Source organism: Emticicia agri (assembly GCF_004168285.1).
In the GTDB taxonomy this organism is placed as follows: Bacteria; Bacteroidota; Bacteroidia; order Cytophagales; family Spirosomataceae; genus Emticicia; species Emticicia agri.
On the sequence record NZ_SEWF01000065.1, the window covers coordinates 1 to 20,246 of the forward strand.

12 protein-coding genes are annotated in these 20,246 nt (G+C 40.7%); 6 read left to right on the forward strand and 6 right to left on the reverse strand.

All coding sequences use genetic code 11. The features are described from left to right. A partial coding sequence (locus EWM59_RS27860) for a 3-coathanger stack domain-containing protein (RefSeq protein ID WP_165372290.1) occupies positions 1-1,025 on the forward strand: 1,025 nt, incomplete at its 5' end. Positions 1,026-1,209: 184 nt separating this feature from the next. Beyond that, entirely contained in the window at positions 1,210-4,653 is a 3,444-nt protein-coding gene (locus EWM59_RS24630) for a CotH kinase family protein (protein ID WP_262709310.1), read from the forward strand. 36 nt (positions 4,654-4,689) lie between these two features. Here the strand turns inward: EWM59_RS24630 and EWM59_RS24635 are convergent, their stop codons facing one another. Genes EWM59_RS24635 through EWM59_RS24645 form a run of 3 tightly spaced genes read right to left on the reverse strand, consistent with a single transcriptional unit; the run spans position 4,690 to position 7,600 of the window. Further along, a complete protein-coding gene (locus EWM59_RS24635; RefSeq protein WP_130023901.1) occupies positions 4,690-5,172 on the reverse strand; it encodes a hypothetical protein in 483 nt (160 codons plus the stop codon). 23 nt (positions 5,173-5,195) lie between these two features. Further along, positions 5,196-6,230, reverse strand: coding sequence for a cytochrome d ubiquinol oxidase subunit II (gene cydB / locus EWM59_RS24640; protein WP_130023902.1), 1,035 nt, complete (start codon positions 6,228-6,230; stop codon positions 5,196-5,198). Beyond that, on the reverse strand, positions 6,230-7,600 hold the full coding sequence (locus tag EWM59_RS24645; protein WP_130023903.1) for a cytochrome ubiquinol oxidase subunit I: 1,371 nt from the start codon (positions 7,598-7,600) through the stop codon (positions 6,230-6,232). Before EWM59_RS24645 ends, cydB begins: the two co-directional genes overlap by 1 nt. Positions 7,601-7,861: 261 nt before the next feature. Between EWM59_RS24645 and EWM59_RS24650 the strand changes: the two genes are divergently transcribed. The 3 genes from EWM59_RS24650 (at position 7,862) to EWM59_RS24660 (ending at position 12,596) form a co-directional block, all read left to right on the forward strand. After that, positions 7,862-8,605: a LytR/AlgR family response regulator transcription factor gene (locus EWM59_RS24650; protein ID WP_130023904.1), complete on the forward strand. Its 744-nt coding sequence runs from the start codon at positions 7,862-7,864 to the stop codon at positions 8,603-8,605. A 110-nt stretch (positions 8,606-8,715) separates the two neighbouring features. Continuing rightward, positions 8,716-11,364: a TonB-dependent receptor gene (locus tag EWM59_RS24655; RefSeq protein WP_130023905.1), complete on the forward strand. Its 2,649-nt coding sequence runs from the start codon at positions 8,716-8,718 to the stop codon at positions 11,362-11,364. A 128-nt stretch (positions 11,365-11,492) separates the two neighbouring features. Beyond that, the gene (locus tag EWM59_RS24660; protein ID WP_130023906.1) at positions 11,493-12,596 is read left to right on the forward strand and encodes a DUF922 domain-containing protein; all 1,104 of its coding nucleotides are present in this window, start codon (positions 11,493-11,495) and stop codon (positions 12,594-12,596) included. 107 nt (positions 12,597-12,703) lie between these two features. On the opposite strand, the gene EWM59_RS24665 is transcribed toward EWM59_RS24660, so the two are convergent. Continuing rightward, positions 12,704-13,237, reverse strand: a complete 534-nt coding sequence (locus EWM59_RS24665) for a nuclear transport factor 2 family protein (protein WP_130023907.1) — start codon at positions 13,235-13,237, stop codon at positions 12,704-12,706. Between the two features lie 399 nt (positions 13,238-13,636). Here EWM59_RS24665 and lysM point away from each other — a divergent pair, with 399 nt between their 5' ends. After that, positions 13,637-14,095 carry a peptidoglycan-binding protein LysM gene (gene lysM, locus EWM59_RS24670; protein WP_130023908.1) on the forward strand — a complete coding sequence of 153 codons (459 nt, stop codon included), beginning with the start codon at positions 13,637-13,639 and terminating at the stop codon, positions 14,093-14,095. 48 nt (positions 14,096-14,143) lie between these two features. Here lysM and EWM59_RS24675 read toward each other — a convergent pair whose 3' ends face one another. Beyond that, positions 14,144-16,687: a T9SS type A sorting domain-containing protein gene (locus EWM59_RS24675; protein ID WP_130023909.1), complete on the reverse strand. Its 2,544-nt coding sequence runs from the start codon at positions 16,685-16,687 to the stop codon at positions 14,144-14,146. A 133-nt stretch (positions 16,688-16,820) separates the two neighbouring features. Next, positions 16,821-20,189, reverse strand: coding sequence for a PAS domain S-box protein (locus EWM59_RS24680; protein ID WP_130023910.1), 3,369 nt, complete (start codon positions 20,187-20,189; stop codon positions 16,821-16,823). Positions 20,190-20,246: the final 57 nt, after the last annotated feature.

The following is a 20,246-nucleotide window of genomic DNA, read 5'->3' on the forward strand; positions in this document are numbered from 1 at the left end:
GTGCTTATAGTTGGTCGGGGCCTGTTGCATTCAATAGTTCAAGTCAGAACCCTACTATTCCCAATGCGCAATCAGGTAATGCAGGGATTTATACAGTTACAGTAACCAATGGTGCTTGTTCAGCTACTGCTACAACTAATGTTGTTGTGAGTGGAATTGACCCTTGTACACAAATAGTTGATTTGCAATATGTAAAAGCAGGAGACCCTTATGAAAATATGTTCTCATTAGAAGATGGCATGGTTATTCAGCAGATTCCTGAACAGGTTTCTATCATTGCTAATCCTGTTTGCCCGACTATCTCAATTGGAAGTGTTGATTTAACCGTTGTTGGCCCTGAAATAAACTGGACAATCCTGCAAAATGTTCAACCTTATGCCGTGTTTGATAATTTAGGCGTAAATATCTATGGGCGTAATTTTATACCGGGTACCTATACAATGACTGTTACAGGTTATAAAGAAGATAATAGAGCAGGAGGCATAGTTTATGGGCCGGTTACCACCACTTTTACAGTAGTGGGTACCATGGCAATCATCCATGCACCCACAATTCCAAACAATCGTTTGTGTGCTGGGAGTACAGTTGATGTAACTTTTGCCACTACAGGTTCATTCGACTCAAGTAACAGATTCAATATTCAATTGTCAGATTCAACCGGAGGGTTTACCACTCCCATTCTTATAGGAACGACCTCTACAGCAGGTACTCTTAGCTGTCAACTGCCACAGAATCTTTCGGCAACAGGTCATTATCTCATCAGAGTAGCATCATCGAATCAGGTAGTAGCCGGTAACCCTACGATGCAGTATTTATCAGTAACTCCGGCTGTTAAAAGCCTGACTACTAACATCAATACAGGCACAGTTACCGAACAGGCATCTTTAGAGATTAATGCAGGCAATAAAATTATTTCTCCGGCAAATGTAACTTACAATGCAGGAAAGGCAATTATACTAAATCCGGGCTTTGAGTCAGCAGAGGGTAGTATATTTAAAGCACAGATTCAAGGGTGCAATAATTGATAATAGCTACAAGCCATTGAACACAGGCATAAATGATAAAACTTAGCAATTGAGAGGTTGCTAAGTTTTATCATTTATGAGGAAGTAAAATCTCAGCATAAAGCATCTATACTTTTAAAAAGAGACGTATGCTTTTTTAAAAGTATTTTGTTGCTTAATTTTAGCTGTTTCTTTTGTTATGGCTATGAATAGACCGATAAACCTTTCCCTCAGTACGTTTTTTATTTTAATACTGTCAATTAGTAGTCATTGCTTTTCCCAAAGTATTTTTATCAATGAAGTAATGGCTTCTAACCATGCTTCTGTTGAAGATAATACTGGTAATCATTCTGACTGGATTGAACTTTATAATCCCGGCAATAATGCTGTTGACCTTTCCGGTTATTATATGAGCGATAACCCGGATAATCCGACTAAATTCAGGTTTACTACTACCAGCAGGGCAGTAGTAGTGCCTGCCCGTGGGTATCTGATTATCTGGGCAAGTGGCAATACCCATGCTGGGGCCAGACACACCAGTTTTGCTTTATCTGCTTCTGGTGAGAGTATTAGTATCAGTAATGCAGATGGTAAAGTAATAGATAGCTTTTCGTTTAATGGTCAGCGTAGAGATGTTTCGTATGGCCGCTTACCTGATGGAGGAAATACACTTAGCTATTTTTCTCCTGCCACGCCCGGTGCTGCCAACAATCCGGCTAATGCCTATACCGAGCTTTTAGCTCCTCCGGTTTTTTCAAGAAGTGGCGGTTTTTTTGATAATACATTTGCTTTGACCATTACCCATGCAGACCCCGGAGTAAGTATTTATTATACTATTGATGGCTCTACTCCAATCAAAGATACAGCCTTTGTTAAGTTTCCATATAAAAATTCTTACCCACAATTTGCCGGAGATAGTTCAGGAAGTCTGCTCTATGACAAACCCGACAAATCTAATTTATATAAATTGCCGATTACCATTGCTGACCGTACTTTTCAGAAAAATGTAATCAGCAATATTTCTTCAACTTTTGATAAATACCCCGGTTATTTTCCTGATTCCTCCTTATACAAAGGAACGGTTATCAGAGCCATAGCCGTGAAACAAGGCGCATTGCCAAGTGAGGTAGTTACCAATTCTTACTTTTATTCAGCCGACGGGGCAAATAAGTTTACTTTTCCCGTAGTTTCTCTGGCCGTACAGAATGATTATCTGTTCAATTATTACACAGGTATCTATGTGGCAGGTTATACTTTTGAAAAAATGATTGATGCAGGAGGTAACGATTTTTGTACAGGAAATTATGGCGATAGAGGAGAGGCCTGGGAAAGAGCAGGCAATTTTGAGTTGATTGTTGGTGCTTCGAGCGTTTTGAGTAAAACGGTAGGTGTACGCATTAATGGTGCCTGTACCCGGGCTTTCCGTAGTAAATCTTTAAGACTTTATGGTGATACACCGTTTGACTACCCGATTTTCAGCGAATCGCCTCAGTTATTTCATGATAATTTACTGTTAAGAAACTCAGGGCAGGACTTTGGTTTTACCATGTTTAAAGATGCCTTTTACCAGCGTCTGGTCAATCATTTCAGAATGGATACGCAGGCAAGCCAGCCAAGTGTTGTTTTTATCAATGGCGAATACTGGGGCCTGCTGAATATCCGTGAGCGTTTTGATAATAACTATATTGAAACGGTTTATGGCGTAAATAAAGATAGCCTGGATATGTTAGAAATATCGGGGGTATTGATTGCCGACAAGGGAACAACCGAAGATTATGATAGTCTAATGATATATCTACAAAATGATAAAATCTCTGACTCAACCATTATTAATCCCCCTGATTCGACTATTATTAATCCTCCTGATTCGACCATTGTTAATCCTCCTGATTCGACCATTGTTAATCCTCCTGACTCAACCAATGTTAGCCCGACTGATACATTATTGAGACTGATTCCTGTGGTTGATGCAACCCTAAGCATGCGTCAGCGTAGCCCTATAGTTGCTGACACCATTGATTATGAATATGTAAAAACCAAAGTGGATATTGATAATTTAATAGATTATCAGATTGCCCAGATATTTACGGCTAATACCGACTGGCCACAAAATAATCAGGCTATGTGGCGAAAGCGTACAACCAGATATAGGCCCGATGCGCCTTACGGGCATGATGGCAGATGGCGGTGGATGTTGTTTGACACAGATTTCGGTCTGGGAGGGGCTCAACCACCTACGCATAATACGCTGGAGCTTGCCGCAATAGACAGTGCCGGCAATCTGGTTTTTCATAAGCTATTGCAGAAGGTCAGTTTCGCCAATAGCTTTATAAACCGCTTTGCCGATATGCTGAATACTACTTTTTTACCCGTCCGAACCACCACAATTTTAGAGACTTTTAAACAGAAATATGCACCGGAAATAACTGCCCATATCAATCGATGGAAGTATATTGAAAGTTATGCCAACTGGGAGTCAAACATTAACATCATACAAGATTATTTGCTTGAGCGGCCTTATTACCAAAGAAGCCATATCAGAGAAAAATTTGACATTGAAGGCGATTATCTGCTGACAGTTGACGTTTCGGACACTACCCAGGGATTGGTAAAAGTAAATTCTATTCATATTACGCCTGCAACTCCGGGAATTACGGATAATCCTTATCCCTGGACAGGCTCTTATTTTCAGGATATTCCACTTACCATCACTCCTATTGCCCGAACAGGCTATAAATTCAAGCATTGGGAATATAATAATACAATACTAACTGACTCTATCTTAACGATTACTACCAGTACTGACCAATCTTATAAAGCTGTGTTTGAGAGTAATTTTCTTTCTGCGAATCCTACTCCGGTGGCTGCTTTGTTGACGAAACCTTGCGGGTATATTTTCAAGGAATGGAATCCTTCCGCACAAGCAGGTTCTTTTCCACCCAATATGAAGTTTGTTTTTATGAAGGATGCAGACCCAAAAGTGAATGCTGTTTTTGATGATATTACCACAGGTGCCTATAATCTCACGTCTAAAACACGGATTAACGGACTTGGTGACCTGGGATTTTCCTTTATCAATACCAATTCAGACCCGCCTAATCCGGGTTATCCAAATACGAAATTAGGAGGAGCAATTCTTGCGATCAATACTGAAAAGCAATCAAAAATCACCCTTTCGTGGACTGGTAGAACCATTACGGCTAATCCCAGAAAGTATCGTATCAGGCTTCAGTACCGCATTGGCGACATTATGCCTTTTAAAGATTTACTGAATGAAAACAATGAGCCTATCGAGTATGTGAGTGCCGCTACAGGCCATAGCCGCACATTTACCCATACTTTACCCGAGACACTATTAAATCAGCCTTATGTGCAGTTACTCTGGAAATATTATCATTTCTCAGGGGAGAGCAGCACCAGAGACCAATTAGCTATTGACGATATTGTGGTTGAACCGGAGTTGAGTCTTTCAGGCAATGTAAACCCTGAAACGATGTTTTCTGAGCATAAAGCAAGCAGAATAAGTTCGGCAAAAAACATAAGTAATGCCAGACAGATTAGATATCAGGCTACCAGAAGTATTTTGTTGAATCCCGGCTTTAAGGTGTCAAACAATGTATTTGTTGCGCAGATACAATCTTGTCTTTAGTGCTTCAACTTATCAGGTAGATTTTGTTGAAAACCCTTATTTGCTTAATTTTTCCAGACTTGTCAGATGTTTTTTTAGTTCAGGGTCTTTCTCCATCAGTCCTTTAATCTCTTGTATGGTACCCTCTGAAATGGCAGGTATTCTGCTGATAATATCTACGCCTTCAGGTGTAAATAAAGTTTTGGAAAAGGCTATTACTGTCCATTGTCCTTTAGGGTCTATCAATGCTACTCTCCATTTACTTTTCAGTAAGCCTAAAATACCTTTTCCTCTCCACACAAAAGCTGTACTGTCTTTATCGTTTTGATAGTCATAGCCGATAATGGTTTTTTCTTTCCCTTTTTTCAGGTATTTTACCTCATCAAGCAGTACTTTTTCTCCCTTTTGGGTGGTAACTGAATAGTTAAATGTAGGATTGATTTTATCACCTTTCAGCCACATCGGAAAGTTGGTATAACAAATAAACCAAGTGCCTACCAGGGCAGAAAAAAGGCTTTGTGTATGGATAAGATCTTGCATGGATTGAGATTTTTGAAAGTGGATTAATAACTGGCATCGTCTAATTTTACTTTTCCTCTGAATGTCCAGAAAACAAAGGTGGTATAGGTGGCTACAATCGGTACACCTATGACCGCAAACAGCAGAATAATTTTCAGCGATTTATCGGTTGAAGAACCATTATGCACAGTAATGCTATAGGCAGGGTCTATGCTTGATAAAATAATGTTCGGAAAAAGCCCTACCGCTACCAACACCATCAGCAGAGCGGTAACCAAAGCCGACGACATAAACGCATAGCGGTACTTACGTTTAGCAATCTGTCGGGTAATATTGGCTACTGCTAAAATGGCTAAAACAGGGAATGCAAACATATAAGGTACTTCCTGATAACGTTTGGCCATATGTGGCACATACAACAAGGTTACGACCGACGTAAGGGCAAACATCAGTACAAAAAAGATAGTGGTATTTTTTACGATTACCGTCAGCTTGGCATAAAGCCTGTTCTCGGTTTTCATGACCAGATAAATGGCTCCGTGCATCATAAACAAGGATAAGGTAGTAAAGGCTATCAGAATGGCATAAGGGTTAAAGAAATCGCCTAAAGTGCCTTTATAGAAATAGTTCTGGTCGAGGGCTAAACCTTGTATAATATTACCTAAAATAAGCCCCAGCGATAAGGTCAGAATAATGCTTGAGACACTATAACTAATATCCCAGGTTTTGCGCCACCAAAGCATGGGTTCTTTTGAGCGGAATTCAATAGAAATAGCCCTGAAGATGAGCATCACTAAAAATATCATAAAAGGCTCGTAGAAAGCCGAAAAAATTGTAGCATATACCACAGGAAACCCTGCAAATAAGGCTCCGCCACCAATGACCAGCCAAACCTCGTTCCCGTCCCATACAGGGCCAATAGCATTCAGCGCCTTGCGACGGCTCTCTTCTTTATTGAAAAACAAGTGCAAGGCTCCGGCTCCTAAATCGAAACCGTCTAAGATGGCATACCCACTGAATATGCCCCCAATTACCAGAAACCACCACGTGGCTAAGTTGAGTCCGAGTATTGTTTCCATTATTTCAGCAGAGGGTTATCACGTTTTGAATATTCCGGAATCATTTCGTCGTTGCCTTCAAGTCCGTGTTTTATTTTTTTGTTGAGCATATACAAAAACAAGGCAAACAGCAGGGCATAGACCAAGGTAAACAGAATCAAAGAAAACAGCACCTGTTCAGCTTTCAGCGACTGCGAAAGGGCGTCGGACGTTCTCAGTAAATTATATACTACCCAGGGTTGTCTGCCCACTTCGGCAGAGTACCAGCCTAACTGATTGGCTATTTGCGGCAGCAATACTGCCCATGCAAAAATGTGCATCAGCCAACGGTGTTCAAACAATTGGCCTCGCCACCATAAAAAAGAGGCCAATAATGTAAGCCCGATTAAGATTACCCCAATCGCTACCATCAGATGATAGGTCTGAAAAACGAAATTGACAGCCGAAGGACGGTCTTCTTTTTTGAAAGCATTGAGCCCCTGAACAGGTGTTTTAAAGTCCTGATGAATCAGAAAACTTAATCCGGCAGGGATACTGATGCCTGTTACCTCCTGATTTTTGTTATCAACCCAACCCATCAGGTACATATCAGCAACGGCCAGTGAATCGTAATGCCCTTCAAAGGCCGCTAATTTGGCAGGTTGGTGTTTAGCCACTATATCTGCCGAGCGATGGCCTGTAAACAACTGCATTAAGGCAGAAACCGTAGCTACTACCAAAGCAATCTTAAAGCCTGATTTGGCAATAGCTAAGTGGCGGTTACGCAGAATATAATAGGCATTGACACTTAGAACTAAAAAAGAACCTGCCAGAAAAGCCCCGATGATAACATGAGAAAGCCTATCAATGCTTGATGGATTAAAGACCATTTCCCAGAAATCGGTTACAACTGCCCGGGCGTGCATGCCCTCGCCTTCGATTTTATAACCTGCCGGGGTTTGTTGCCACGAATTAGCCACCACAATCCAGATTGCCGAAAACATAGAACCTAATGCCACCATTAATGTAGCAAAAAAATGTACCCGTGGACTTACCCGGTTCCATCCAAAAATCAGAATTCCTAAAAAGCCTGATTCAAGTGCAAAAGCAAAAATGCCTTCTGCTGCCAAAGCACTGCCAAAAATATCGCCTACATACCGAGAGTAAACTGCCCAGTTGGTGCCAAATTCAAATTCCATTACAATACCTGTGGCTACACCAATGCCAAAAATCAGGGCAAAGATGCGTATCCAGAAACGGGTCATTTGTTCGTAAATGGGCTTGCCTGTGCGGAGGTAAAGCCCCTCCATTATTACCATGACAACACCTAAACCGATACTCAAAGGAGGATATATATAGTGAAAGGCGATAGTGAACGCAAACTGGATACGAGAGAGTATTTCAGTATTCATAAATACCTGTGTTAGATGAGGCGAATTTCAGCCCCAAATGAATACAGAACAAGAAAAATGTGTTTTATTTTTAGACTTTTGCTCATCTTCTCATTTATTATGAAACAACACCTATTATTATGAAATGACACTTATTACCGAAGGAAATCGGCGCATTCGCAGTATTCTAATTTGTTCTCTGTAATTTTGCCACGCAAATTTTTTTTCGCCAAGACCGAGATATTTTGCCTGAAAGTGGAAATCACGACCCCGAAATAGCCAATGACTATTCTGATTTTAGAAAAAACAGAAGATAATTCCCAACTGATAGCCGAGGTGCTGGCAGAATATTATCCGATGTCTGACCTGATTCATTGCCGAAGCATACAGGAAACTTTGGTTTACCTGACCGTGAACGAGGGTGTAAGTTTAGGCTTTTTTGAGGTAGAACTGGCAGACGGATTGAGTTTTGAACTATTTCAGCAAATAAATGTGGCATTTCCGGTAATTTTTATGTCGGCATACGATAAATACTGGTTACAGGCAATGCCTCTGAATGCCATTGATTATTTAAGAAAACCTATCGGAAAAGCTGAAATCATCAGAGTATTGGATAAGTACGAGACCCTTGGTAAACATTTTCTGCAAACGGCTATAAAAAACCGCCCTGATTATAAAACGTTACCAGCTAAAGACCGACTGATTGTAAAGAAAGGCACTAATTATTATGTCATACAAACAGATAAAGTGGCCTTTATCTATACCGAGTCAAGAGTGGTTTTTCTGATTGATAAAACAGGTGAGCGATACATTATAGAAAAGAACCTGAGCGAATTGGAGCTGGAGTTGCCCGGTCGGCAGTTTTTCAGGGTAAACCGCAAATTTATTGTAAGCATTGATGCCATCATGAGTTTTAAACCCTCATTTAAAGGAAAAATAGCCTTAGAACTCATGCACTTGTCGAAAGCAGAAGTGAGTATCAGTCAGGAAAATGCAGCGCAATTCAGAAAATGGATTGAAGGATAAATCGTAACACGGATTGGCAAGGGAACGCCCAGTCTCCGTGAAGAAAATGCAGCGCAATTCAGAAAATGGATTGAAGGATAAAACAAAACCATCATATAAAATAGAGAATTATGAAAAGAAAACTTTACTTAATTGCTTGTTTAGCAACACAGTGGGCGTGGGCACAGGAAACCCCTGTCGATAGTGCCAAAGCATTGAATGAAGTAGTGGTGTCGGCCTCAAGAGTAGAAGAAAGTATTTTTAAAGCACCCGTATCTGTTACTAAAATATCAGCGCAGCAACTACAACAGTCGCCCGGTATCGAATTGATTTCTTCTCTGTCCCGCTACAAAGGGATTGATGTAAGCCAGTCGAGTTGGTTTGTAACCAGTTTAAGTACCCGTGGATTCAATAGTTCTAAGGCCGAACGCATTCTGCAATTGGCCGATTATGTGGACTTTATGTCGCCCACATCGTCTCTATACGGTGGCAACTGGATGGGCACGCCCGATTTAGATATTGATAATATTGAAGTGATTTATGGGGCAAACTCGGCGCTCTATGGCTCGGGAGCATTTAATGGCGTAATATTAATGCACTCAAAAGACCCTTTTAAGCATCAGGGATTAGCTGCTTCTTTTCGAAGCGGTTCAAGAAATCTGATTGATGGGCAGATAAGATATGCACAAGCCTTTGGTAAACGATTTGCCTTTAAACTCAATGCCAATTTTACTCAGGGTCAAGAGTTTTTAGGTGATTCAGATGCTGCTATCAAGTCGGTTACAACAGGTGGTTTGGCAGGTTCTGATGCTGCTAATAATCCCTATGGCTCACCTTTCGGCTGGAATAAACTCAACTATTTTGGTGATGTGGGTTTTACTGTAACCAATCCTGACTACACTAAGTATAACAACAATCAGCCTTACCGCATTTATATGCCCGGTTTTAAAGAAGAACAGATTATAGGGGCGAATGATGGCAGTAAGTTTATTAACCTTAACAAATTTCAGGCAGGAAGTGTACGCCTGAATCCATCGTTACATTTCAAAATTAACGAAAAAACAAAGGCTTCTTATGAGTACCGTTGGTCGTTGGGGAATGGTATTTTTCAGAGTACCAGCCGTTTTGCCTGGCGGGAAATGCAATACGATTTGCACAAATTGGAAATAAAGAACAACCGTTGGTTCGTTCGTGCGTATTCCATGTTCGACTATGGCGGCAAGGCGTACGAAATAGGAGGGGTAGCCAATGCCTTGCAAAATGTGCGGATGACTGACCCAAAAAATGGCATATTCCCAACTATTTCTGCTAATTATTTCAATGCCTGGAATCAGATATTTGCAGCGGCTCGTGGCAATGGCTTTGGTGGTGGGGCATTGACAGGAGTTTATACCCCAGACCAAGTGAATGGCGGTGTGCCGGGTAGTTTTTCGGTACCGGCCATACAGGGGGGACAATCAATTGACGAGGCTGCTAAAGTAGCTTTTGGGCTTACACAGGGCTTACAATTAAATCCACAACCTGCCAATGCTTCTACTTCCCAGTTCGACCAGATAACCCGAAAAGTAGCCGATGGGGTAGGTGATTTATCCATTAATGGCTCAACTATCAAAGGGGCGGCTTTCTCTAATACAGCCCGTTATACCGACTTTTCGGCACAAAGAGAATTTAAATTCAATACAACTGACGTGGTTGTAGGTGGGGCTTACCGTACTTATCTGTTGAAATCGAATGGAACTTTGTTGTCTGATGGCAATTTTTCGCCTTTGACCGGAGAAAAAAGAAATGCTATTACCAATTGGGAGTCGGGTATCTATGGACAGATACAACAAAAACTATTAGCTGATAAACTGACCTTAGCGGCTGCAGGTAGAATGGACTTCTTTCAGAATTTTGATGCTAAGTTTTCTCCTCGTATTTCAGCAGTTTACTCAGTGGGTCGGCATAATTTCAGAGCCAATTATGCTACGGCATTCAGAGCTCCGGCACAGCTTGACCAATACATCTATTTAGATTATGGTAGTATCTTATTGATTGGGAATGTAGAAAACGGATTTAAAGGACTTAATTCAGCAGGTACACAGCCTTATGAGGTAAAGAAACTGGCACCCGAAAAAATGAATAGCTGGGAACTGGGCTACAAAGGTTTGCTGACTAAAGATTTGCAGATAGACCTGAGCTATTACCGCAGTTTGTATAATGGTTTTATAGGCATTGTACGTTTTCAGGGACGTGAAGATGGAAAAATGCCGGAGGGAAATTATCAGCAAAAAACTGGTGATTGGGCAAAAACAGCACCCGACCGCACCAGAGGAAGATTTATTCAGACATGGGCTAATTTTGATAAACCCGTAACCACACAAGGTGCTTTTATTAGCCTTGATTACCGGGTGAACAGCAAACTGAGCGTATATGGCAATTATACATGGGCCCGGATTTCGGATATTCAGAACCTGATAGCCGGATTTAATACACCCGAACATAAATTTAATCTGGGGGCAAACGGCTTAATAACCAGAAACTTCTCGTATTCGGTTAATTATCGTTGGAACAGTACCTATATGTATTTCATGCCTTTTGATGAAGGAGAAATCAAGGCTTTCGGCACATTAGATGCACAACTGAATTATTACCTGAAAGATTTCAGGAGTACCATTAAAGTAGGTGGTACAAATCTGACCAATGCCAATGCCATTACAGTTTATGGTTCAGCACCCATTACCCGGATTATCTATGCCGGAATTGTTTGCGACCTGAATTTCAATAAAAATAGAATTTAATCGTTATCTTGAACTATGATTTAACCGTGCGACGTCCGCTGATTAACCTGATTTCACTGATTACATTTATGGTTTAGAAATCAGTTCAATCATTAAATCAGCTAAATCACAGTTCAAGACAACAATACATGCACAAGCTTGTCAACTTACTTATATTAGCCTTTTGCTGGGTTACTATGCCGACAGTATTTGCCCAGTATATGATTACTTTAAAAGATACACGGATTGATATTAAACCCGTTGGCTACCATATTGCCGGGGTAAAAGACGGAAGGCTTCAGAAAAACGGTATCGGCACTATTATCACTTCTGTTGATGAAAAAGCACCTTTGACTATCTCAGGTGGTGTAAAAAATGGCTTTCAGAATTTCATTGCCAGAAATTTAGCTAAAGATGTCAATACAGTTCCCATCCTTTACCATATTCAAACGCTAACAGTTACCGAATCAAGAAAAGAGGGGGCTGTGCATGGTAAAATGTCATTGTCAGTAAGTTTTGAGCGAATTGGGAAAAATGACACGGTTTCTTTGGTTACTTCTGAGGTCTTTATGGATTATAAACGCTCGGTGGTGGCCTCGCCTAATATGAATAATCTTGAATCGGTACTGCATCAGTTAATTGTACAGACGCTTGATTACGTGACCGATTGGATGCAACTCAATAACGACAAGCATGAAGCATTAACCAAAGGTGTAGAAATCTTCATTACACCTGATTATAAGAAAAACGATAAGGATACTATCTACTACGAAACCCGCAAGATAAACTGGGACGATTTCAGGGGCAGACCGGGGTCAGTTAGTCGCTATGGTGCGGCTATTTTCAGTAATTTCGGCTACCATTCTTCTTTTAAAGTGTCCAAGGGGTTAATTCAGGCTTTTATAGAAACCAGAACTTATATGGTAAGGGGGATGTCGTGGGCCAATGAAACCGCCAAAACCGAGTATTCTCTGGCACATGAACAGCTACATTTTGATATTACCAAACTGGTAGTAGAGCGTTTCAAGAAAAAAGTAAAGGCCATGCACGCAGAAAGCATAGACGATTTAAACAGTATGATTCAGTATGAATACCTCGAATCGTACAGAGAAATGAACAGGTTGCAAAAAGAATACGACGACGAAACCCGCCATAGTTTAGATACTTTCAAACAAGCCGAGTGGGCACAGAAGATAAAAATGTGGTTGAAAGAATACCTCACCCAACCCTCTCCTGAAAAAGGAGAGGGCTAAAAAAAAGTCTTCTGCCTTACGGATAGGACTAAAAAAAATCTCCTTCCGGTTGGAAAGAGATTCTTACTCCCTCTCCTTTTTCAGGAGAGAGCAGGGGTGAGGTATTCTCACCAGCCATCATCTGATGGTTTTGGTTTGGCGGCTGGTTTTTTGCCTGCAGGGGTTGTATTGCCTGCTTTTAATGTGTTTGCGGCAGGAGCAGTAATGCCATTGGCAGCTACTAATGTACCTTTATCAACCTTTGAAAACACACGGCTTACAATTTTCCACTCTCCGTTTATTTTTAATAGATTCAGAAAATCTACATATTTAAAAGTATCAAATTCTTCTTCTGTTACGGCTGTTCCGGCTGTTCCGGCATAGCTATAGCTCACAATGTTACTCTTCCACTTGGCACCTCCGGCAGGTACCGATGCAATGAATTTTTTTACCGGAATCTCAGCAATGCGCCCATTTGATAAGCTACGCAGATTGGCAGCATAATGAAAGGCACGGTTCAGTTTAGCAGAATCTCCTGAGGCACCCCCATCTAAATAATTGTAGAGAGTTTCCTTGATAGCATCGTCGTCTGACTGTGCACTGACTTTCACTGAAAAGCCAAGCAATAGTATAAATGCGAGTAGTAATTTGTTACATTTCATCGGTATATGTGTTTATATCTTCTCTTCAAATTAACGAAAATAATACGGGAGTATTGCAAGTTTTTTTTGCATTATTTGCTAAACTATTAATATTTTTTTAATGTGAATTTTGTTTTTCTGAATTTATTTGTTGAGATTATGCCCCATAATTGCCTGAAATTTTGTGATTTTGCCCTGACAATTGTCTTTAACAGAATTTTAAAATAAAACTTAAAAATAATTAAGTATTTACGTTACTTTAGCAAGCGGATACGTCTAAAAACCGACTGTAAATAAATACCCGATTCAAAATCTGCTGACAGTTAAATAATTAGGGCAGTTTTTGTTTTAGGTTTCAGTATTTTAATACATTTGCAGTACTTATTATTTATTAATTATTAACAAAAAACAATTACGAAAATGGGATTAATGTCATTTTTTAAAGGAGTAGGTGAAAAACTTTTCGGCAGCAAAGAAGAGGCAGCACCAGTTGAGAAAAAAGAAGAACTGAAAGCAAGTGTTCTTTTGGCTCACGTTCAGAAACTTGGCTTGTCTTTCAATACATTAACAATTAAAACATCAGGTGATACTGTAACTTTAATTGGGGATGTAGATACGCAGGAAGAGTCTGAGAAAATTGCCCTGGCAGTTGGTAACGTGGAAGGTGTACATATGGTTGACAACCAGTTGACTGTAACTACTCCTGAACCGGAAGCACAGTTCCATACAGTAGAAAAAGGTGATACTTTATCTAAAATCGCTAAAACTTATTATGGCGACATGATGAAATATCCAGTTATTTTTGAAGCAAACAAGCCAATGCTTACACACCCTGATAAAATCTATCCGGGTCAAGTACTTAGAATTCCGGCTCTTTAATATACAAGAAAGCCCTCGCAAGAGGGCTTTCTTTATGTCTGTATCTTCCTATTTATTAATCATTACCTTCCGGTTAATGATTTTTTCTCCGATTTTAATTTTCAGTATATAGCTACCCGTATTATAAGGGGTTAAATTTATCAATTCCTGCTTGCCCTGGTTTACTGTTGACGTATTTTGTTGCAATACCTTTCCGGTCATATCAATGAGAGAAATGACAGATGTAGCAGGTTGAGGTGAAAGAAACTCTACGGTCAGTTGCTCGCTGGCCGGATTCGGAAACAGTCTGATACCGTCCTTTTGGATTTCTTCGGTTGCGAGCGGTTCCAGAATAATTATTTTGGCACTGCCAGATACCAGACCCGCACCACAGGTATTTTTTACTTCAAGAAGTTCGTAAGTGGTAGTCTGCTCGGGTTTAACTCCTACTACAAAAGGATTGGCACTAATAGCAAAATTTTTGCCGTTAGATAAAGTTACTGATGCCGGGAAACCCCCGGTAATATTTACTTTAAGGGCCGTGCTATCGCCTAACAGAATGGTATTGTCGCCGCTCAGAATAGCGGTAGGTACTGCCTTTATGTGTACCTCTACTCTTGCTTTGCTACTCTCACAACCAGCATTGTTGGTTTGTGTTACATAGTAGGTAAATGTTCCCTCTTTAGTGGTAGAGGGAGTAAGCATATTGTAAGATTTTAAATCGTATTCGTCAACATACCATTTGATATTAGAACCCGTGGCTTTTAATGGCTCAGGTGTACTGTTCTGACAGAAATTAATAGTTGAACTGACAGCAGGAGGGTTTGGTGGGGAAATAACGGTTAAAGGCCCTATGGCCGCACTAAACAAAGCTGAGTTTTTAGCCACTACTTTTAACCGATACCCCGAACCCGTCTTGAAATCGGCAGGAATCTGTGCCGATAGATTGAATAATGATACCTGCGTGGGTAAGTCAGTAAAGTTTTTTCCTGATGGGTCAGAAATCTGAATATTCAACTGATTGTCGAAAGACAATGAGCCTGAAATACTGATAGAAAGTTTAATCGTTTGCCCCTGACAAATGGTTGTGGCAGCCAGTCCGGTAGCCCGTATCTGTGGTTGTGTTACCTGTATGGTCGCTCCGCCATTTTTCTGCCCCTCGCCGCACATATTGCGTATAGAGGTTACGGCAAAAACCGTTGTTTCGTTCAATATTTTAGTAAACGTATGCGTCGTTTGTCGGGTATCTTTTACAGAAGTGCCATCTGATAAATCAAAAGACCAGGTACCGCTTCCTTTCAGACTAAGTGTAAAATCTACGGTTTCGCCTGCATTGATAAGCGTTTTGTCAGGAATCAGATAAGCGGCTGCATAACTGCGAACCGCAAAACTCTCGCTGATAGGGCTGAAAGTCTCCGGTCGGGTAGCTTTAAGTCTTATATGATAATTTTCTCCTTCGGGCAGGTCAGCAGGAAGTCGAAACAGAATCTTATTGCCTCGTCTTTTAGAGTCGATAACTGCATAATTTTTACCCGAATTGTCTGATAATTCGGCAACCAACTGATTAGTGCCGTCAAATAATCCATCTAAGCCATAGCTGATTTCTACCGAATCGCCCATACAGTACACACTTTTATTCAGGCTTTTGATAGAAACAAAATTAGTTGAACTCTGCCCTGTAATCTGGTACTCGGCTGATGGTGAAAAACGTATACTAAACGACGCCTGCATTTTCAGGTATTGTTGCTCAGTAAATACACTTCCGCAATTCTGGTAATACGACATGAAATTATTGGTAGCAGGCGCAAACCTATCGCCATTGGCATCAACCACATCTGCAGGGGCTACATCAGTACATTTAAAAGCAGCCGATATAGGTAATCTTTCAAAAGGGTCGGCAGGCGTATCAAATAACTGGTCGCCCATTTCTGCACAATTGGCGCCTGCGCCTCTGGTTACCAGTTCTCTTTGCGATATATCAGGGTTTTTGCTGTCTTGAAAAGTATGTAAAAGGCCGAAATAATGCCCTAACTCGTGTAGAAAAGTTTTATTTTTAAGCCCCTCAATATCGTCGGCTGTACGTTCAAAATAAGAATAAAAAATACGGTTGCTATTAGTCGCTAAACTGGGTAAAGAAGCATAGCCACTTAGTACGGTTAAGTCAGCGAGGCTGATATTTTTAGCAAAATAGATATTAATGGCATTCTGCACATCATATTTTTTTCTGAGCTCCGCCTCGTTGGCTACCTTAAACTCAACATATTTATCATCTTTTATCGGAAATACCTGATTGTTCAGCAGGTATAATTCTACATTGATATTTTGCAGATAAGTATTGGCATGAGCAATGATGTCTCTTATATCGGTTTCGTTCAGCACCGAAGCAGCAGGCGTATTTACTCCCGAAATGATATTGATTTTTACGGCTACTTTATAGCTGGTTTCACGAGCCTTGCCAGAAGATTTTTGTTGAATAAAACTTTGATACCGGGCGAAAAGTGCTTGTTTCTCTTGTGGTGTCGGAGCAGGCATACCACAATGCCACTGGGCGAAAAGATTTTCACCTTGCCCTACTAAAAGAAGCAAAATTATAAACGGCCAATGGGTTTTCATTCTTAAAGATTCACTCTTCAATAGCGTAAAAAACAATTACGGGATTCGGGTAATTAAGGCTATAAATTATTCCGGCTAAAGTGTATCAGCCAGAATTACAGGTTCAACAAAAGTAGATGAACTCAAATAGCGGTTATGATAAAACACTATGATATTCCGTGCGAAATTTAGCAAATTCTTCTTCTAAAACAATCATTTTTTCGATGAAATGCGATAAATCGCCTGTTTTTGACGGCACTTCTAAATTTTTTGTGATTTCATGTATCCTTGCCAGGCCGATAGTTCCCGAATTACCCTTCAAAGTATGCAGTTCGCTCTGAATGGTTTTTACGTTATCGGGATAGGCTTCTTTGGTGTTTTGTATCTGCTCCAGTGCCTCTGTTTCAAAGTCTTCAAATACAGTCAGGAGCATTTCTTCGCCTACCATTTCTTTTAACTGATTCACTACTTCCATGTCAAACATGGGTATATCAGCAGGGATACTGAAATCAACCTGAGGTTGGTTGTTGCCGATATTGGCCACAGGGGTTTGCCTGGTTGTGGCTGGTTGACCATTCTTCGTAGCAGTGGTCGTTTGGGTAGGCGTATTGCTGTCAGTTGATTGATTATTTGCTTCTCTGCCTTCGGTCTTTACCAGTTCATTTACTTTCTGTACCAATACGGCCGCTCTGATGGGTTTAGGTACATAATCGTCCATCCCTTCACTCAGGAAACGCTCACGGTCATGTTGCATTGAATAGGCGGTCATGGCTACTACTTTGGGTAGTGCAGAGCCATAAAGCGCCCTCATTCTTTTAGTTGTTTCAATGCCATCCATTTCTGGCATCTGAATATCCATAAAGACTAAATCAAATGAATTGTCATTGCCGAATATTTCAATGGCTTTTGCACCACTTTCAGCCGTAGTTACTTTACAACCTGATTTCTGCAGAATTTCTGAGGCTACTTTTCTGTTTACCTGATTATCGTCTACCAGCAAAATCTTTGGTGAGTAGGTGCTGAAGAAATTAGTAAGCTGAATTTCATTCTCATTGTTATCAGACACGCTCGGACTTATACTCGTCGAGCGAACTTCAATCGTAAACCAGAAAGTGCTTCCTTTGCCTTCGTTTGATACCACGCCCATGTCGCCTTTCATTAAACGGCACAATTCTCTTGAAATAGCCAGCCCCAAGCCCGTGCCTCCAAAAGATTTCTTGGTAGAATTATCTAACTGCTGAAATGCCCCGAACAGCAGTTTCTGGTCTTCTTCTGAAATACCGATGCCCGAATCTCTGATTTCGCCTTTTAATACATGAATTTTACCATTAGAAGACACCTTTGATAAAGATACGACAACTTTGCCATTTTCTGTAAATTTCAGGGCATTAGAGGTGAGATTAGAGAAAATCTGCAACAAACGGGTCTGGTCGGCTATCAGATAGGCAGGCACATCGTCGGCAATCTCGTAAGTAAGTTTATTGTTTTTCTCAATAGCCCGCTGACGGAACAAGGCCACCAGTCGTTCCAATAACTCTTTAATAGCAAGCGGTGCATTGTGCAAATCCATTTTGCCTGCTTCAATTTTCGACAGGTCAAGAATATCGTTCAGAATCGTTAATAAAGTTTCTGACGATTTCTTGATGGTTTGTACATAGTCTTTCTGTTCAGGATTCAAAGGGGTTTCGTACATCAAATCAATCATTCCAATCACCCCGTTCATAGGCGTACGAATTTCGTGGCTCATATTAGCCAGAAACCGCTCTTTTACTTTCAATGAGCGTTCGGCCTCATCTTTGGCAATTAGTAAGTCTTCATTGGCCCTTTTCAATTCCGAAATGTCACGGGCTACCCCTTCAACCTCTACCGGAATCCCCTTGGCATCTTTAATCATACGGATATTGAGCATAAACTGCCGCAGTTCTCCGTCTTTGCGTTTCACTACTACCTCAAAATTGGTAATACTACCCGATTTCAAAAGGCTTTTGATATTTTTCGAGCTGTCAATCGCATTTTCAAAAAACTTATCAACCTTATTGCCCATTACTTCTTCTACTGTATAACCCGTATGGGTATAAACAGACGGAGAAATCATACTGATGTTTCCGGCTAAATCGGTCCGGTAATAAATATCTATGAAAGACTCAATGGTATCCCGGAATTTCTGCTCGCTTTTTTGCAGAGTAATGGTAGAATTTTTCTTTTCAGTAATGTTCTGGGCAATCCCTGAAATTTCTTCAATCTGTCCGGTTGATGAAGAGAGAATCGGGTTCAGATAGAACTCATACCAATCGTCGCCACCGTCTATTTTACCCCAGTGCATTTCAAAATACTGAGGTTTACCCTTAAAGGCTTCGTTATATTTATCTCGCAGAATCGGGCGGTCTTCAGGAGCTATTAATCGCCAGCCGATTTTCTCTGTACTTGAATTAAGCTGAGGCGGAAAACCGAGATTTTTCTTAATCAGTTCTTCGTAATTCTTATTAAAAGAGCTCAACTGACGTTTCAGATTCACTGTCCAGATAACGTGCGAACTACTATCAAATACGGCATTCAGACGGGAGGTCTGCCGAAGCAAATCTTCTTCATTCTGTTTTCTTACCAACGCAGCAGCTACCTGCCCTGAAATAAATTCCAGTAGCTCTAAATCTCTGATATTGAATTTATTACGGTCGCTGTAGGATTGTACGCCGATTACGCCTGTGGTATTGGTATCTACTTTTAGGGGTACACACAGCATCACCTCCGGCAACGACGAACCATAGAGTGTCAGACGCTCGGTCTCTGTTAGTTTTTCTATGTCTTCTTTATACAAAAAAAGCGGTTTATTCTGCACCATTGAGTACTCAATGATACCATTGCCTAATTTACGGCGCAGAAAATTCTCGCTCGTTTCGGCGTACTCATCTACTACATAAGGGTAATAAATGGTACCATCTTCAGGCTCGAAAAGTGCGACAAAGAAGTTATTTGCCTGTATCTTTTTCTGTAGTTCTTCATGTACCTGTGTCAGAAAGTCTTTCAGGTTAAGCGTGTTCAGGTTGAGCTGGGCAATGGTATAATACAACTGCTGCGCTCTCTCGGCTCTTCGACGCAGAGTAATATCTCTGAACAAACAACGGAAAGCAGTAGGTTGCCCGTTTTCAAACCGACAACTGATGTCGCCTGATAAATAGACCCGCTTGCTCTCTTTGTTGCGCATCACGGTCTGGTAATCTACAATCTGCTTGTCTGTCTTGATTTGCTCCAGCGTATTGAGCATATCCTCAGCAAATTGCGGGTGTAGAATATCCTGTAAAGAAAGTCGGGCTAATTCTTCGCTGGTATAGCCCAATGCTTCTCTGAAAGCCTTATTGACAAACAGAAACCGACCACTCAACGAAAGCAGCATGATAATTTCGGAAGTATTATCAACTAAATCCTGTAACAAGTCTGTGGCACTGTTGTGCTGGGCTTCATCGAGCTTACGTTTGAGTTTTTCAATCTCAAACAACAATTCTTCCTGGGATTTCTCAACCGTCATCTTTTGGTAGTATTTATACAAAGCCAAATCTACGAAGAAAGATGAAAAATTTAGAAA

Coding starts and splice junctions, on each gene's coding strand:
- EWM59_RS24630 (WP_262709310.1), top strand. CDS start 1,210: ATGAATAGACCGATAAACCTTTCCCTCAGTACGTTTTTTATTTTAATA.
- EWM59_RS24635 (WP_130023901.1), bottom strand. CDS start 5,172: ATGCAAGATCTTATCCATACACAAAGCCTTTTTTCTGCCCTGGTAGGC.
- cydB (WP_130023902.1), bottom strand. CDS start 6,230: ATGGAAACAATACTCGGACTCAACTTAGCCACGTGGTGGTTTCTGGTA.
- EWM59_RS24645 (WP_130023903.1), bottom strand. CDS start 7,600: ATGAATACTGAAATACTCTCTCGTATCCAGTTTGCGTTCACTATCGCC.
- EWM59_RS24650 (WP_130023904.1), top strand. CDS start 7,862: ATGACTATTCTGATTTTAGAAAAAACAGAAGATAATTCCCAACTGATA.
- EWM59_RS24655 (WP_130023905.1), top strand. CDS start 8,716: ATGAAAAGAAAACTTTACTTAATTGCTTGTTTAGCAACACAGTGGGCG.
- EWM59_RS24660 (WP_130023906.1), top strand. CDS start 11,493: ATGCACAAGCTTGTCAACTTACTTATATTAGCCTTTTGCTGGGTTACT.
- EWM59_RS24665 (WP_130023907.1), bottom strand. CDS start 13,237: ATGAAATGTAACAAATTACTACTCGCATTTATACTATTGCTTGGCTTT.
- lysM (WP_130023908.1), top strand. CDS start 13,637: ATGGGATTAATGTCATTTTTTAAAGGAGTAGGTGAAAAACTTTTCGGC.
- EWM59_RS24675 (WP_130023909.1), bottom strand. CDS start 16,687: ATGAAAACCCATTGGCCGTTTATAATTTTGCTTCTTTTAGTAGGGCAA.
- EWM59_RS24680 (WP_130023910.1), bottom strand. CDS start 20,189: ATGACGGTTGAGAAATCCCAGGAAGAATTGTTGTTTGAGATTGAAAAA.